Source organism: Rhodococcus sp. IEGM 1372, from assembly GCF_030056835.1.
GTDB lineage: Bacteria > Actinomycetota > Actinomycetes > Mycobacteriales > Mycobacteriaceae > Rhodococcoides.
In genome coordinates this window covers 1-17,254 of record NZ_JASHKS010000060.1, presented here as the reverse complement: position 1 = coordinate 17,254, position 17,254 = coordinate 1, and the positions used below count along the sequence as shown (strand labels likewise).

Annotated in this window: 4 protein-coding genes; 1 reads left to right on the top strand and 3 read right to left on the bottom strand. The window is 63.8% G+C overall.

Going from position 1 to position 17,254, the window contains the following annotated elements; translation table 11 throughout:
• Positions 1-439: 439 nt before the first annotated feature.
• From QM590_RS24795 to QM590_RS24785, 3 genes are all read right to left on the bottom strand, one after another.
• A complete protein-coding gene (locus QM590_RS24795) occupies positions 440-1,240 on the bottom strand; it encodes a TIGR04255 family protein (protein ID WP_269596752.1) in 801 nt (266 codons plus the stop codon).
• 2,067 nt (positions 1,241-3,307) lie between these two features.
• Positions 3,308-4,186 (bottom strand): cyclopropane mycolic acid synthase family methyltransferase, encoded by an 879-nt coding sequence (locus QM590_RS24790; protein WP_269596751.1) that lies wholly within the window; start codon positions 4,184-4,186, stop codon positions 3,308-3,310.
• Positions 4,186-14,007: a non-ribosomal peptide synthetase gene (locus QM590_RS24785; protein WP_269596750.1), complete on the bottom strand. Its 9,822-nt coding sequence runs from the start codon at positions 14,005-14,007 to the stop codon at positions 4,186-4,188. The genes QM590_RS24790 and QM590_RS24785 overlap by 1 nt, the downstream gene beginning before the upstream one ends.
• 267 nt (positions 14,008-14,274) lie before the next feature.
• Between QM590_RS24785 and QM590_RS24780 the strand changes: the two genes are divergently transcribed.
• Positions 14,275-16,047 (top strand): DUF4012 domain-containing protein, encoded by a 1,773-nt coding sequence (locus QM590_RS24780; RefSeq protein WP_411741386.1) that lies wholly within the window; start codon positions 14,275-14,277, stop codon positions 16,045-16,047.
• Positions 16,048-17,254 lie beyond the last annotated feature (1,207 nt).

Sequence of the window (17,254 nt, the reverse complement as noted above, 5' to 3'; positions counted from 1 at the left end):
CTCATGGGCAACAAGACTCTAAAACCAGATGGCCCCGTTCACTGGGGACACGCCACCACGATGTCACCGTCAGCCGAAACTGATAACGACATGTGATTGCCGCCGATCAACCACTCAACATCAACGCCCCCAGTCCTTTGAGGCGAGAGTTGCGGAGTCGCGAGGTTGTCTTCAAAAATGAATGCGTCGACGAGCATCAGAACCAGCTTCGCCACGCTAGGCGCTACGGGTAAGCCACCTTCCTCATCCCAGTCACGTCGGAGTTTCATTAGCTTGACCAATTGCTTCTGGGTATACCCCATAAGGGCACTCCGAGACACAATGGTGTCAGTGTTCCAGAATCCCCAACTCCCTGAAAGGAGAGCGTGACTATCGACCAAGAAAGTTGATGCTCGGACAGGGGCCATCGTCGCGTTCCCTGGGAGTTCGCATGCGGTCGTCATAGTTTGATCTCCCACCTTCGGTGCATCTTCGGGGTAGTCAACTGAGCGAAGCTAGTTACTCCGATCGCGTGAGCGCGGCCAAGCGCTTCTTGTATAGGATTCGCATCCTCATTGATCACCGTTACTCGTGTGATCAACGTCATTGAGACACGGTTAATCTCACCGGGTGTGCGTGACACTGAGATCCTCTGCTCGCCCACAGCATCATCCTGGTTTTTCCCATCGAGTTTCATGACCAGCTCAATGGAAGGTTCCGCAGCTTTCATTTGAAACTGGTCGGACAGGATGGTCAATACGTCGAAAAGCGTCTCGTCAGGCTCCAAGTAGAAAGCATTTACGAAGCTCACTTCTGCTGTGATGGGTTGTAGCGGTCCAAGCCCGAAGGCCTCCACCTGCTCGGCAAATCGTAGCCAGTGACTGTCAAACCTCGGCGCTAGGTATCTATAACGGGGATATGACTCGGAATCACTTATCCGTCTCCAATTAAGGATGAAACGGTCACCCTGGATCTGGATCAGCTCGGTGTTCGCTCTGTTCAATAACCACAAACGTATGGGTGGGACGCCGGCGCTGACCTCAAAGTTGAACCCTGCGGGACCAAACGGACCGCCAGTGGGAGGAAGCGCGGGCTGTTCTTGCACGATCGGATAGTCGTTCGCCCAAGTCCGCGCAACATCTACAAGCGGCACGACAGTCAGCGCAGGGAGGGGAAGGAACTCCACTCCCATAGCCACCTCGACTACAGGAGGCTGGGCAAACGAAGGCAGCGCCATCGCACTCGGCCCCATGTCAACCATGCGACAACTCTAGCCACAGATAGCTCGGCTCGTTCACGTAGCTCCATTCTGACTCGTTTCAGAACTTTCGAAACGGCACGCACACCCTCTCATCTGTCAGAACAACGTTCAGCTGTAAGGGATCGTTCCGCTCGTCGCTGAGACCGATCTGAGACACCTGCTGCCCGCGAACGTGATGCAAAACGCCCGTACTCGCGCTAGCCCGCCATGGAAGCTAGATCGACTACGACGTCGGCCGCGTGAGACACCTGCTTGTCTCGTTGCAACCATTGCGATGGCCATCTCGGAACCTAGATGTAGCCCGTCAACGTCTGCGGTTCCGATTCCCGCCGGCGCTGCCGAGACTGTGGATGCAGCGGCGTTCTCAGTCGTCATCTGCGTAGCGGAGACGACGACCGAGACGTAGGAGTAGTACCGGGAGGCCGATGTGCCCGCACCTGCCACGGTGATGATGCGACCGCGGTCGGCTCTGCTGAACGCGGCTGTTGCCCTGGTCGTCGTGCTCAACCCCGATGTCATGGCGGCGTCTGTGGCGATGCGATTGCCCAGCTCCCAGTTGCCTGAGTTGCGTGCGCTCGACGGCGTCTGCAGCCTCAAAATACTCCTCCAAAGGGGTTTCCGGCCGCGCCCGCCCGTACGACCACTCCGTTGGCAACCCCCAGCGAGCGCAGCGAAGGTTGTCGGGTGCAGTGTGGTGCGGCGTCTCGGATCCGGTCGTTGTACTGAACTCACGGCGCATTTGACGCCTTGGTGGCCTGCCCCGCTTCGGTCGACCACCCATCTGTCGACAGCGAAAACGGTGTCAGCGTGGTCGCCAACAACTGGCACCCACTGTCCGCCTGATGTCGCCACCCCTTGATCGAGTCGGCTGCGAGGTGGACGAATGTGCGGGCTGTTTCCCAGGTCATTGATTCCGTACTTGCAGATGACATCGGTGCATCCGGGCATCTAGGACCGGCGTCGGAAAGACTTCTGGATCAGCACGAACTCCACCGCGCGCTCGCCCGCATTGGCGCGGTTGATCGTGGGAATCCTGCGGTGAACAGGGCGCGGTTGATGTATCCCCAGTAAGCGTTTCAGTCCAAAGCGACCGACTTATCGCCCTCGCCGCGCCGATCGAGTCACCGAGTACGCCGACAATCCGAATCAACTCGGTGCTTGACTCCGACAATTGCAATCGGGCCGTAAGCAGGGTTGTTGCCGATGGTGTTTACGCTGCCGGAGCTGTTGCCATTCAAGGAGGGGCAGTCGGCGTGGTCGGTCAGGGGACCTGTCGCCCGCCCATGCCGAGTGCGGTCGAGCCAGAGATGACGCGACCGTATTTGGTGGCGGCGTCGGCGAATTGCTTCGTCGATCGCGAGGATGTCCATCAGGCGTTCACGGTCTCACTAGACGCGACGCGACCGCACTGTCGCGGCTGTACATGGCGGTCTTGCCCGCCTTGATCTCGGACTGAATGCACCCCGCAGAGTCGCGGGCATAGGTGACGGAGATGGCGTTCTGGACAGCCGATGTGATCCGACCGGCACTGCCGCAGGTGAGCTCGGTCTCCACTTGGGGCGAATAACGTATGTCGACTTCCACTTCTGGAGGGAACCGACGGCCAGATCATCGAGGCACCAGCCGTGACGAGGCAACTAGTGGGGGCCGACGACCGGCCCGGGTGGCGCAACAGCGGTGCCGGTGGACGTCGCGATGAATGCCAGAACCGAGGAAGTGAACAGTCCAATGGCAACAAAGCGCCGGACATTCTTCATAGTGCCCGCCACGTCATCGGCCAACCATCCGATTCCGAATAAGCACAGCAACTCCCATCCCGATCGAAGCCAGGATCAGCGGTGCGGCTATTGCCATGTTCGCACCGACGGCGAGGAACAGGATGAGTAGCGCCAGAGCCGCGAGGAAATACACGGCCGCAAAACTGGGTGCCCCAGAAACTGTGTGCATGGAATCCCCAACGTCAGAAGCAGTCTCATTCGGACCGGCGGACGAGAAAAATCGCGGACATGCCCCTCGCCGTTAGCCAGGGTACTAGTTTGACTCGTTAGTCAAGTGTCAGTCGCACACTCACTTCTCGGGTATGTCTGCAGCGGCCAGCGTGAATTGCACGACGTCGATGCGTGAACTCTTGAATCGCGCTGACGAGCCGGTGAGGTATTGCACGTATTTTTCGTACGTCGCCTCCGAGGACACGGCAATGGCCTCGTCGCGAGACGCGATCAGTTTCTCGGCCCAGGTATCGAGTGTCCTCGCGTAGTGCAACCTCAGAGGATGCTCCCGCAGCAACTCGAATCCGGCGTCGGCGGCTTTCGCCTTGATCACCTTGACGAGCGTCAACTGTCCGCCGGGAAAGATGTCGCGCAGAATGAAGCGTGAGAAGTGCGCATCCTCACGCGTGAGGCCGCCCGCACCGGAGGCCGGGTCGGGTGGGGTGATGACGATGGTGTGCAACAACATTCGTCCGTCGACGGGCAGTACCGAGCGGCACTTCGCGAAGAATGCCGAGTACCGGTTACGCCTGAAATGCTCGAACGCGCCGATACTGACGATCCGATCGACGGGCTCGTCGAATTCCTCCCACCCCTGCAACCGGATGTCGACGGTGCGGTCGGTCGACAGGTCGGCCACGACGGTGCGACCGTGCTCGTACTGATTTCGGCTCAACGTCAAACCGATGACGTTGACGTCGTACTTCTCGACCGCCCGCTTGGCGAGAGCGCCCCAGCCGCAGCCTATGTCGAGCAACGTCATCCCCGGCTTCAAGTCGAGCTTGCCGAGGGCGAGGTCGATCTTGGCCGTCTGCGCCTCCTCCAGCGTCATGTCCTCACGCTCGAAGTAGGCGCAGCTGTACGTCATGCTCGGGTCGAGGAACAGTGCGAAGAACTCGTCCGAGAGGTCGTAGTGTGCTCGCACGTCATCGACGTACGGCTCCAATTGTTCGCTCATCACGCCACACCTTTCCCCACAGCATCGGTGCCGATCACTCGGCCTAGTGCACGGGCACCGATCTCGCCCAGCATGTCTTCGTGTTCCACATCGACCCGGTGAACCGACATCCGCCCGCCCACGAACTGCGTCCACTGCTCCGCACCGTGCGAGCCGCGAGCGGCGAAGTAGTGCACCGGCCCGGCGAACACAACCGGCGTGTACGACGCCACCCAGGTGGGAGCCATCGCGACGGGTCGATACATTCGCCGCAGATGATCGACGGTGAGAAACGCCAGTTCGCTTCTGCTGCCGTGCAACCCATCCACGATGGTCTCGAACGAGTCACCCTCGACTCCGAGCTGACGAGCGAGATCGTCGATACCGAACTCCGCAGCACCCTCCGGTGCCGAGAGCTGCGCGTCGACGAGCGCCAGCAGCGCGACGTCCTCACCTTCCGACTGCAGTTGTGTCGCAACAGCATGCGCGATCACGCCGCCGAGCGACCAACCGAGCAGGTGGTAGGGGCCGTGCGCCTGAACGCCCCGGATCTCGCGCACATATCTCTCGGCAAATTCCTCGATCGAGGTCGGTGCCACCTCACCGTCGGCGATACCGGGCACCTGAAGGCCGTACAACGGACGTTCGGTCTCCCCGAGCAGCGAGAAATAGCTCCACGCGATCCCGATGGCCGGGTGCACACAGAACAGCGGCGCACCGACGCCCTCGGTTCGGAGCGGAAGCACCACCTCGAAGGCATTGTCCGCTTCGTGTTCGCCCGCGTCGAGTCGTGTGGCCAGGGCCGAGATCGTCGGATCGGTCAGCAGCAGGCTGATGGGAAGCCGATGGCCCAGCCGGTCCCCCAGCACATCCATCACCTGCACCGCCGAGAGGGAGTGACCACCGAGATCGAAGAAGTTGTCGTCCACACCGACGTCCTCGGCGGCCACCTGCAGTACCTCGGAGAACACGGCATGGACCAATACTTCGTTCGCCGAGACCGGAGCACGTCGTTCGGTCGACATGACCGAGGGCTCGGGCAACCTGCTCGCATCTACTTTGCCGGACAACGTCATCGGCAATGCGTCGACGACGGTGACGGTACTGGGCACCATGTACGCGGGCAGTGTCCTGGCCAGAAAGTCGCGGGCCTCCCGCGGTTCGACGCCGCCCACCACGTAGGCAGCGAGAGACTGCGCACGGCCGATCACGCTGGCCTGGCGCACATCTCCGTGACGCAGCAGTGCCGCTTCCACCTCGGACAGCTCGACCCGATGGCCGCGAACCTTGACCTGCGAATCGACCCGGCCCAGATACTCGAGTTCTCGATCGCTGCCCCGAACCACGCTGCTCCGAACAACCCAGCGCACGAGATCACCTGTGCGGTACAGCCGACCGTCACCGAACGGATTGGCAACGAAGCTGCTCGCAGTCGTCCCGCTCTGCCCCAAGTATCCTTCGGCAAGACCGGTCCCGCCCAGGTAGAGCTCCCCGACGACGTTGCTACCCACCGGACGTAGACGGGCATCGAGGACCACTGCGTCGAAGCCGCGAATCGGCCCGCCGATGGTCACCGGTACCGCTGGGCCCCATTCACGCTGGTCCGTGGTGCACGTGCTCATGACGGTTCCCTCGGTGGGACCGTAGGCGTTGAACACCGAGCGTCGACGCGACCATCGTTGCAGCAGCGCAGAATTGGCGGCCTCGCCTGCCATGACGATCACTCCGAGCGATGGTACGGCCTCGGCGTCGGTCACCTGCAGAACGGTCGGCGTGAGGCACGCATGGGTCACCTGGTGGTGCTCGATGAGCGCTTCGAGTTCACGCCCTCCGTGCACCTCCGGCGGCACGATCACCACGGCGGCTCCCGCACCCACGGCCATCAGTGTCTCGAAGATCGACGCATCGAAGCTCGGCGACGCGAATTGGAGCACCCGGGATCCCGGCTCCACTCCGAAGAGATCTCGTTGGCTCTGCACCAGATTCGCGATGCCGCGGTGCGTCACCCGTACGCCCTTGGGCACCCCCGTCGAACCGGAGGTGTAGACGACGTACGCCACGCTGTCCAGCGGCGCCTCACGAACATCGACGTGATCGAGCTCGTCGCCGTTGACGCTCATCCAGTCACTACCGACCGAATGAAATTGTGCAGCCGAGATTCCCGTGACCGGGGCTGCGCGCTCGAGGATCTCCTGCACCCGGGCCGCGGGTTGAGACGGGTCGATGGACAGGAAGCCTGCACCGGTCTTGGCCACGGCCCAGATCGCAACGAGGTACTCGACGGATCTTTCATAGGCGACCGCCACCAGTGTGCCGGGCCCAGCACCCGCACGTATCAGCCTGTCTGCCAGCGCATTCGACTGCCGATCCACCTCACGGTAGGTCAACGATCGCGATCCCTCGATCACCGCGACATTGTCGGGCCAGCTCTGCACTGCCTGCTGAAACACTGCCGCCAGTGTGAGACCGGGTGCACTGTCGCGGTGGGAGGTAACAGCCGACGGGGCGTGCCCGAACTCCGCGCTGCCCAGCCGAATGTTCGGCCGCGTGGAGACCATCGTCAACACCTCGGTCAGGCGCTCCGCGAGTCCGAGAATCACCGATCGCGCGAACCGTGCGGGCGAGTACCCGAGCTGGCCGATCAGTCCGGATTCGGACTCGTCGACCAGGACCTCGAGGTCGAACTGCGTGTCCGTGATGTCCACGCGCCGCGGGGTGATCGACGTCGACCCCAGTTCGATTGTCGGAGTTTCCGTATCACCGAAGGCCAGGAGCACCTGGAACAGCGGATGGGTATCGACGGCGCGGGTGGGCTGCACCGCGTCCACGACCTGCTCGAACGGGACGTCCGAGTTCGCGAATGCGTCGAGATCCCGGTCGCGGACCGCGGTGACGAAGTCCTCGAACGTCGTCGACGGATCGACCTCCATCCTGAGCACGACGGTGCCGACGAACATGCCGACGAGGTGATCGAGTGCCGGGTCGGATCGGCCACCCACCGGCGTCCCAATGGCGATGTCCTGGGTACCGCTGGCTTCTGCGAGCACGGCCGCCAGCGCGGAGTGGACCACGACGAATACCGTTGCGCCCACACGATGCGCGAGCGAACGCAGCAGCGTCAGAGTATCCGGGCCGACGGAGAACTCCACGGCCGTCGCATCGGCCGAGGGATCAGGGGTTCCGGTCGGCAGGTCGAGGAACTCCGGCACGCCGGCCAGGGTGCGACGCCAGAACTCGAGCTGATCCGACGCCACGGCGTCGAGCACAGTGCGCTGCCACACTCGGTAATCCGAATAGTCGACGGCCAGAGAACCGAATTCCGGTGTGAATCCGGCCATTCGGGCCAGCAGGGCGGTCTCGACATCTCGGGCCAACGGACGGAGTGAGAGGCCGTCGACCGCGATGTGGTGCGCAACAACGGACAGCACCCGCTCGCCGCCTCGATCGAGCAGGCCGAGGCGTAGCGGCGCTTCGAGGGTCAGGTCGAAGCCGTGCAGGGCCAGCGCATCGTGCCCTGCATGAGCATCGTCCAACGTCGACAGCACGATCTGCGGGTCGAGAACAACAGTGACGGGACCGTTCGCGGTCGACGGGTACACCGTGCGCAGCGGTGTATGCCGTTCCAGCACATCGGCTATCGCGGCGCGCAGAACATCGAGGTCCAGATCCGCCGGAAGCGGTACCTCGACGGCGATGTTGTACGCGGCCGATGTCGGGTCGTATCGATTCTGCAGCCAGATTCGGCGTTCGGCCGGGGCAAGACCGGGGTACGACCTCGCGTCGGGATCGTGGACCAGAGCGGGAAACGGAGTGTAGTTCTCGGACAACAACTCGATCGCCGACGCAAGCTGCTGCGCGGTGGGAGATTCGAAGACAGTCCGCACCGGAACGTGGGTACCGAGCGCCGCGCTGATGCGGGTTGCGGCACGCGTCGCGACGAGGGAGTCCCCGCCGAGGACGAAGAAATTGTCGCCGACGGCCGGATCGTCGACTCCCAGCAGGTCGGCGAAGATTCCGAGAATCACCTCCTGCGCCAAGGTGCGCGCCTCCGCCGGATCGCCGCCGGACTGCGTCTCCGCGGTCAAGGCTGCGAGATCCACTTTTCCGTTGCCGGTCAGCGGGATACCGTCGATCCGGGCGATTGCGGCCGGCTGCATCGACAACGGCAGTCTGTCCAGCAGCCACCGGGCAGCGTCGTGCTCGTCGATGCCGACCACCCAGGCATGGATTCTGTTCTCGCGCAATACCGCTACCGCTGCACTGACGTCCGGGTGCGCCGTCAGGGCACTCTCGATCTCCCCCAGTTCGACGCGCACACCGTTGATCTGGACCTGATCGTCTCGGCGCCCGCGGTAATCGAGCATGCCCGACGGCTGCTGCCGAACGAGGTCTCCGGACCGGTACATCCGCGTGCCGCCGGGTGCCGCGACAAAGCGCGCGGCGGTCGACGCCGGGTCCGCGTGGTAGCCGCGAGCCACGCCCGAACCTGCGAGGTACAGCTCCCCGACGCCTCCGAGCGGCACCGTGTGCAACCGATCGTCGAGCACAACCGCGCCCACATGTGCCAACGGCCGACCGATGGTGACCGGCTCACCGGCACGAAGCGACTCGGCCAACGTGGCCACCACCGTCGCCTCACTGGGACCGTAGGCGTTCAGCATCGACCGCCCGGCCGACCAGTCGTCCACGACGCCGGAGTTCAGCACGTCACCGCCGACGGCGACGGTCTCGATCCCGGGGGTCGGCGGCACGGTGGCGAGCACCGCGGGTGTGGACAGGTAGTGGGTGACGCGATGCGCCGTGAGGAAGGCCGACATCTCGTCCCCGCCGAGTAGGTCGGGCGGCGCGATCACCATGGTCGCCCCGGCCCCGAAAGCAAGGACGAGTTCGAGAACAGCGGCATCGAAGTTGACCGAGTAGCCGTGGAGCACGCGCGAACTCGAGGAGACGTCGTACCGCGGAATGACCTGCTGCGCAAGCGCATACACACCCTGATGCGTCACCAGCACGGGCTTGGGTGTTCCCGTCGAACCCGACGTGTGGATCACGTAAGCGGGGTGCGTAGGTTTCAGCGCTGCCAGGCGATCCGCATCGGTCAGGGCCAGGTCGCTGAAGTGCTCGGCCTGCGTCTCGTCGAGCCAATGCACTGCCTGCTCGAATCCGCCGAAGCCGATCTCGATGTGCCCCAGCATCTGTTCCCGGCGAGCGGCCGGGTAGCGCGGGTCCACGGGTACGAACGCGCCGCCCGCTTTCACCACGGCCCACAGCGCGACGATGTACTCGGCCGAGCGTTCGAGGGACAGGGCCACAGGAGTTTCCGGTCCGACGCCGTGCGCGATGAGCAGCCGCGCGATCCGGTTCGAGCGACGATCGAGCTCGGAATACGTCACCGATTCCAGACCGTCGACAGCGACAGCGCCGGAAATGGCTGTGCCACCGCTCAACACATCGAGCAGCGTGCCGTCGGGCATCGACGACGGCAGGGCCGGCGTGTCGGTAAGGGGGAGATCACCGACGACAAATGCCGTGTTCGCGACAGCCGCGTTCAAAAAAGCCAGAATCACCGACGCGAATTGTTCGACGGTGGCCCGCTGGTAGAGGTCCACCGCGTACTCGATCTGGCCGGTCGACGAAGCCGAATCACCCTGTGCGTCCGCAAGCACGAGCGTCAGATCGAATTCCGAGGTGCGGGTGGGTATCTCGAGCACCGAGACGGGCAGGTCCTCGACCGATCGGTGCGGCGCATTGTCGAATGCCAGCATCACCTGGAACAGCGGATGCTGGTCGAGGGATCGATCGGTCGCGAGGGCGTCGACGATGCGCTCGAACGGGACGTCGGAATGCGAGAAGGCATCGAGGTCTGCCGCGCGGACCGCATCGAGCAGGGACGCGAAACTTCCCGATGGGTCCACAGTGACTGCGAGAGGCAGGGTTCCGACGAACATCCCCACCATCTCGTCGAGTGCTTCGTGGCCTCGCCCTGCAGTGGGAGACCCGACCACCACGCGGTTCGACGTACCGAAGCGGCTCAGGGCGGCGGCCACGGCAGCGTGGACGATCATGAAGGTGGTCGAGTTGGTTGATCGGGCCAGCTCACGGATACCTGCGTGCAGGTGTGACCCGATCTCGAAGGAAACCGAGTCCGTGATCATCGATTGCACCGCAGGCCTGGGGAAGTCCGCTGGTAACTCCGCCGCTGCGATGTCGCCGTTGTGCAGAACTGAAGTACCGAGAACCGACGTCCAAAATGAAAGCTGCTCGTCGGCGACCGAATCCACCACTGCCCGGTTCCACACCGCGTACTGACCGTATTGCGCGCGCAGACGTGGCCAGGTGGGCGCGTGACCCGCTGCCCGAGAGGCGTGGGCGGAAGCGAAGTCGCGTACGAGTGGGTCGACCGACCACCCGTCCATCGAGATGTGGTGCACCACCACCACGAGGACGGTCTCGCCGGATTCGTCCACGCTCAGAAGCGTTGCGCGGATGGGTACCTCGGCCGACACATCGAAGCCCTCGGTCGCGACCGCTGCCACAGCGGAATCCAGGTCACGCTCGCAGACAGTGCGCTCGGGTACCTCGACGAGGACGGTATCGGTGGGCCGCACCACCTGCCGCGGACCGTCGTCGTCGGCCGGGTAGTAGGTCCGCAGGGCTTCGTGTCGCTCGATGACGTCGCGCAGAGCCGTCAGAACCATCGCGGGATCGTCACCGGCTCCGACTCGCACTGCCACCGGCATGTTGTACGCGGGCGATGCGGGATCGAACTGGTTGAGGAACCACAGCCGCTGCTGCGCATACGACAGCGGGATACGCCCCAGCACAACGGTATCGAGTAGTTCGAGTGACGGCTCGGAGGCAGAAGACGCGTCGATGGCCGCCGCGACTGCGCGGACGGTGGGGTCGGCGAACAACACGGTCAACGAGATTGCGGAACCGAGGCGTGCGAGAACTCTCGTAGCACTGAGCGAGTCACCGCCGAGCTCGAAGAACGAGTGCTCGCGCCCCACCTCCTCGACACCGAGGACATCGGCGAAGGCTCCCGCCACGGTACGTTCGGTATCGGTCTGCGGCGCAGCGTATTCGGTATCGACGAATGCGGTGGGGGCCGGCAACGCACGACGGTCGACCTTGCCGCTCACCGTCATGGGCAGTGCATCCAGAACCACGACAGTGCTGGGAACCATCCAGGCGGGCAGGCGCTTCCGGAGATGACCGTCCAGCTCCGCCGAGCCTCCGGTGACGTACAGAACCAGTCGGTTGTCGCGAACGACGGCCACGGCGGCGGTCACTCCCGCACACGATGCTGCCGCAGACTCCACCTCGCCGAGTTCCACACGACGCCCGTGCAGTTGGATCTGCTGATCACTGCGGCCGAGGTACTCCATCGTGGAACCGTCGAACGACCGTCGGACGATGTCTCCCGTGCGATACAACCGAGCTCCGGCAGCCCCGGGGTCTGCGACGAACCGCGTCGAGGTCGCACCCGGCTGCCCGCTGTACCCGCGGGCCAGTCCGTCGCCACCGAGATAGAGCTCGCCGACGCCTCCGCACGGAGTGGGCCGCAGGTGCCCGTCGAGCACCAGCCCGCGAACACCCGGCAGTGGCGCGCCGATGGTCACCCGTTCGGCAGCGCGCATCGGGTCGGACAAAGTGGCCAACACCGTGGCCTCGGTCGGCCCGTAGGCGTTGCGCATCGTTCGATCGGGAGAGACGAACCGGTCCCGCAACGTGGGAGGGCACTCCTCACCCCCGACGTCGAAGACGTCGATGGAGCTGAGGTCGTCCGGGTCCAGAGTGGCCAACACCGTCGGCGAGGTGATCAGGTGCGTGATCTTCTCGCGATCCAACAAGCCTGCGAGGGCAGGACCGGCGTAGACGTCGGCCGGGGCGATCACCAGGGTGGCACCCGCAACGAACGCGGCAAGAAGCTCCTGGATGGATGCGTCGAAGACCGGCGACGCCGCGTGCAGTACCCGCGAGTCGGGAGTGACGGCATATCGGTCGACGACGTTGGCTGCGAGTTGCGCGAGCCCGCGGTGAGTGACGCTGACGGCCTTGGGTTTACCGGTCGACCCCGAGGTGTGGATGACGTAGGCCTCGTTGTCGACGTGCAGAATCGGCGGCGTGAACGGCCTCGCCTCCGCGTCGAGTAGGTCTTCGATATCGAACCATTCGATCGTGTTCGGAAGATGTTCCAGCACATCCCTGGTGGTGACACCGAAGGCGACGTTCGCGTCGACGAGTACTGCGGCAAGCCGCTCGGCAGGCTCGGTGGGGTCCAGAGGAACGAAGGATGCGCCGGCAGTGGAGACCGACCATGATGCGAGCACGGACTCGTAGGAGCGTTCGATGGCTACGGCGATGCGTGTCTCGCGTGCTGCGCCCAACGAGACAAGTTGCGCAGCAATATGTTCCACGACCATGGTGAAGTCTTCACTGGACTGATCGACTCCCGTGGCCCGCACCACCGCGCCGCTTTTCAGTAGCGAGGGCAGCGGTACGGGGGTTGCGGTCGCTGTGGAACGTGCGCTCAGCAGCGCCGACTTCTCGTTGACATCGAGCACCTCCAGCTCGGATACCGCGAGGCCCTCGGGTGCGTGGACCACCTCACGCAGGAGTGCCAGGAAGCGTCGATGGTGGGCCGCGAGCTCGTCGGTGCTGTACAGCGCCGGGTTACCGAGGAAGTCGACGCGGGTACTCGTGCCTGCGACACCGGGGTAGACGTTGACCATCATGTCGTCGATGGGTCCGCTGGAGAGCACACGGTATTCGCCGATGACGTCGCCGAGCCGAATTGTGCTGTTGTACATCATGATGTTGACCGTGGGACCGAACACCCCGCGTCCGGCAGCGGCGCTGCCGGTACCGTCGCCGGTCGCCCGCTGCATGTCCTCGACGCGGAACCGCTGATGGCGAAGTGCGCCGGTGAGTTCCACCTGAATCCGTCGAAGGAGTTCCTCGACGGTGACCCCTGGTTCGACACCGATGCGCAGCGGCACGACGTTGGACATCATGCCGGACGATTCCCGCAGCTTGGTGATCGCTCGGCCCGATACCGGCAAGCTGAGCATGACGTCGTCGGTGTCGGTCATGCGCGCGAGGTAGAGCGCGAAGGTGGCGAGCACGACGGGGACGTCGGAGGAGTTGTACCGATGCGATACTGCCGCAACGGCTTCGGTGAGGTCTGCGTCCAAGACGGCACCGACACTCACCGTCACTCCACTGGGAGCGGCCGGTTCACTCGGGCTACCGGCCAGCCTGGGGGCTTCGAGGTGGCCGTCGAGTCGACCGAGCCAGTACTGGCGGTCGGTCTCGTAGCGGGAGGAGTGGGGGTACGCCGCCTCGTAGTCGTAGATCTCCCGCACTCCGATGGCGCGGGTCTTCGGGATCTCGGTACCCGTGATCAATGCGGTGTACACCGCAGCGGTGCGCTCCTGCACCGAGATTGCGCCGAGTCCGTCCATCACGATGTGGTGAGCCCGGCTGTACCAGTAGTAGTGGCACGCGCCCACCTGGATGATCTCGGAGGCGATCAGTTGGTCGCGAACCAGATCCACCGGCTGCCGGTACTGCTCGTCCATGTAGCGCTGTGCATCCTCGATGGGATGCTCGCGGTCGGTGAAGTCGCGGTAGATCATCGCGTACGGCACTCGCAGGTCAGACCATTGGTACGGGTGACCGTCGTCCACTCCGATCCGCACGGCCGGCGATTCGAGCCGTCGGCAGGCGATGTCCGTCGCACGAATCAGCACGGACGGGTCGATGTCGCCGCGGATCTCGACGTATTGCGCGATGGTGAACGGCACATCCGGTGCCAGCTGCTGAGCGAGGTAGATATTCATCTGAGCAGCCGACAGAGGGAAGCGGCCATCCTCGAACCGCTCGTCCGCCTCTGGCGACACTCCCCGACCTCCTCAACGCACGCACCCTGACGGCTTCGATTCGGCCGGCGGCACCGCTCATCGACGTCGATCTTTTCATCGCCCATTACAAACTAGTCGACACACTGTGAATGCTCTACCTGGATCGAACGACAGGTACGCCAGATCGGCCACTCCCCCTTAGGCTGTGCACTCGAATACATTTCCTCGACCGAGAGGCCACCGACGATGGCAACCAGTTCCACCGATACCCGGGGTCGGAAATCGGGCAGAAAGCGGCCGATTCTCATCTCGGTGGGGGTATTTCTGGTCATTGTCATAGCTTTTGCGGTGTGGCTTGGTTACGAAGCCTATTCCGCGCAGTCGAGTTTGACCGCTACTCGCGACTCGGCCACGCAGGCCAAGGACGCGTTGCTCGACGGCGATTCGGCCGGAGCCGAGGCTGCGGCGGCACGTGCCTCCGAATCCGCGAACGATGCGGTCTCGTCGACGACGTCCATCCCGTTTTCCATAGCCAAAGCCGTTCCATATCTCGGTAGTCCCTTGAAATCGGTAGCGCAGATCAGCGACGTGGTGCAGGGGTTGGCCGTGGACGTGCTCGCCCCGGCGTCGGCCGCGGGTGCCAGCTTGAATCCGAGCAGCCTCGTCGACGGCGGCAAGGTGGATACCGCCGCACTGCGGGACGCGCAGCCGGTATTGGAGCAGACCTCCGCCGCAGCCGACGAGCTCAGCGAGCGGGCCCAGCAGGTGGACGAGCCCGCCTTCCTCGGCGTGGTGGACGAAGCTCGCACGTCGTTGATCGATCAGACTCACGACCTCGCGACTCTGCTCACCAACACCCGTATCGCCAGTGAACTGCTGCCGTCGATGCTCGGCGATAACGGCCCGCGCAGTTACTTCCTCGCGTTCCAGACCAACGCGGAGGCTCGGGGCACCGGCGGATTGCTCGGTGGCTACGGCATCATTCGGGCCGAGAACGGCACCGCCCGGGTCGACACTCTCGGTGCCAACAACGAACTCGAATTCGCGGAACAGCCCATCGATCTGGGGCCTGAATACAACGCGCTGTGGGCCCCGCGAAACACCACCACCGACTTCCGGAATTCGAATGCGAGCCCGCACTTTCCGTATGCCGGCCAGATCTGGTCGTCGATGTGGACGGAGCAGACAGGTGAGGTGCTCAACGGCACCATCGCCACCGACCCGATTGCGTTGAGCTACATCCTCGGCGCCACCGGCCCGGTCACGTTGGCCGACGGTGAGCAGATCACCGCCGACAACGTCGTCGAGATCACCCTCAGCACAGCGTATTCCAGGTTCGGCGACGACCAGTTGGCCCGTAAGGCATATCTTCAGGAGATCGCCGCGGCAGTGGTGCAGAAGATGACCACGGGCGCGGCACCCACCAGGCCTCTGCTCGACGCGGTGGGCCGCGCCGGCAGCGAGGGCCGCATCTCGGTGTGGAGCGCAGACCCGGCCGAGCAGGCAATTCTGGCCGGCACCAAGGTGGGTCACGTGTTGCCGGACAGCCCGGCCCCGTACGCCAACGTTGTGGTCAACAATGCCGGCGGCAACAAGCTCGATTACTACCTGACCCGCGACATCAAGTACTCAGCAGAATCATGCACGTCCGGTACCCGCAAGTCGACGGTCACAGCAACGCTGACCAACAACGTGGATGCGAACGGCCTCACGCCCTACGTGGCGAGCACATTTCAGCCGACGGTGGAGTACGGAACCAACGAATCGATCGTCTATCTGTACGGCACTCAGGGCGCGAAGATCACGTCCATGAAGGTCAACGGCATCACGGGATTCTCCATCCAGGCCGGCACCGAGCTCGGCCGGCCGGTGCAGGCTGCGTACCTCACCATCCCGCCGGGTCAGTCGCAGACGGTGACGTGGGAACTCGAGGAGCCCTCGGCTCCGGGCGAGGCAACGGTGCCCGTGCAGCCTCTGGTGGATCAGCCAACGGTGAGCATCGACGTTCCGGAATGCTGATTTATCGAAACGATGGTCTCGGCGCCGGTCGGTGACCTCTGAGCTCCGACGCGGGCACTGAACAAGGCATACGACCTCTCGGCGTTCGGACTGATCGGCGCATCCGACACCTCGGCCTCACCGCGCACCGTCAACGCCACTGAGCTGGGGGGGCTCACCGACCTCGGGAGCCTCCAGTGCTCGACCCCCGATGGCCTGCACCCCAACGACGCGGGCCATAGAGCCATCGCAGAGGCTGTGGTGCGCGCGATCGACCAGTGACGACGCTGATTCACGGTTGACACCGAATAGACCGATGGAACGAACCGGACCGCGAGGTTGCAAAAATAATCGTTCCAGCGACCGTGAGAAGCATGCGTGCCCTGAAACTAGTTCTTGGTTTGTTTACCATGAACTCGAACGGTCACCGAAGCACGCCAGTATGCACCTGCGCCGCGTGCTGCTTCATCCGCTCGCGAGTGCAGGCGCGGTCGCAGCCGCAGCCCAGATTTGGTGTTATGGGCGGGTACAGGTGAGAGTCCTCGCGTTGTGCGCCCGACCGACGGACGTCGGCCGAACAGATGAATGCCCCGCTTCCGAGTAACGAAACCGGCGGTCACGCGGTTTAATGCGTCAAGTGCCAGCGCTATGCAGGCAACGCGAGCACAGGAGATCGTGGACCCGATGACGCAGCAGCAAGATCCGACCCCAGTTACAGACGGTCCTCTCCGGCCGTCGAGGACCTGCCCCGAGTGTGCACACTCAGCCGGACCCAGCGCGATTGACGGGAACGATCCCGAGCTGATTTCGGAGCCGTTGACCTTCTCGGTAGGCGACCGTTTCGGCAACCGCATTCGCGCCAGCCGAGGGCTCCCAATCAGGCCCGCCCGCTGCAGCCATCAGACCATTGACCTAGCATTCAATGATCCGATCGGCTCGCGTTGCACATGCCGACACTTCTTCCACGGCTCCTAAACTCTCAGGCAAAGTACCGCTCGGTGCTCAACTGACTGCTGCCGCTGTGCCGTCGATCGGGTACTCCGTCGACGGCTGCCACGCCCGCCCATAACGTGTGTCAGGTGTCTTGTCCGCGCGGAGCATTGCCCTCGGAGCACTGTGTCGCTGAGCATATTTGATGGCACGGAAGGTATGCAGTTTCGGCTTGGCAACGCATGTCAATGGCCATGTCGATGTCCCCGCTGGTGGCCAGGTAAAAGTCCCCACCCCG

Bases quoted from the DNA above. Each gene is read 5' to 3' on its own strand.
- QM590_RS24790 (WP_269596751.1), bottom strand. From the start codon at position 4,186: ATGAGCGAACAATTGGAGCCGTACGTCGATGACGTGCGAGCACACTAC.
- QM590_RS24785 (WP_269596750.1), bottom strand. From the start codon at position 14,007: ATGAATATCTACCTCGCTCAGCAGCTGGCACCGGATGTGCCGTTCACC.
- QM590_RS24780 (WP_411741386.1), top strand. From the start codon at position 14,275: ATGGCAACCAGTTCCACCGATACCCGGGGTCGGAAATCGGGCAGAAAG.
- QM590_RS24795 (WP_269596752.1), bottom strand. From the start codon at position 1,240: ATGGTTGACATGGGGCCGAGTGCGATGGCGCTGCCTTCGTTTGCCCAG.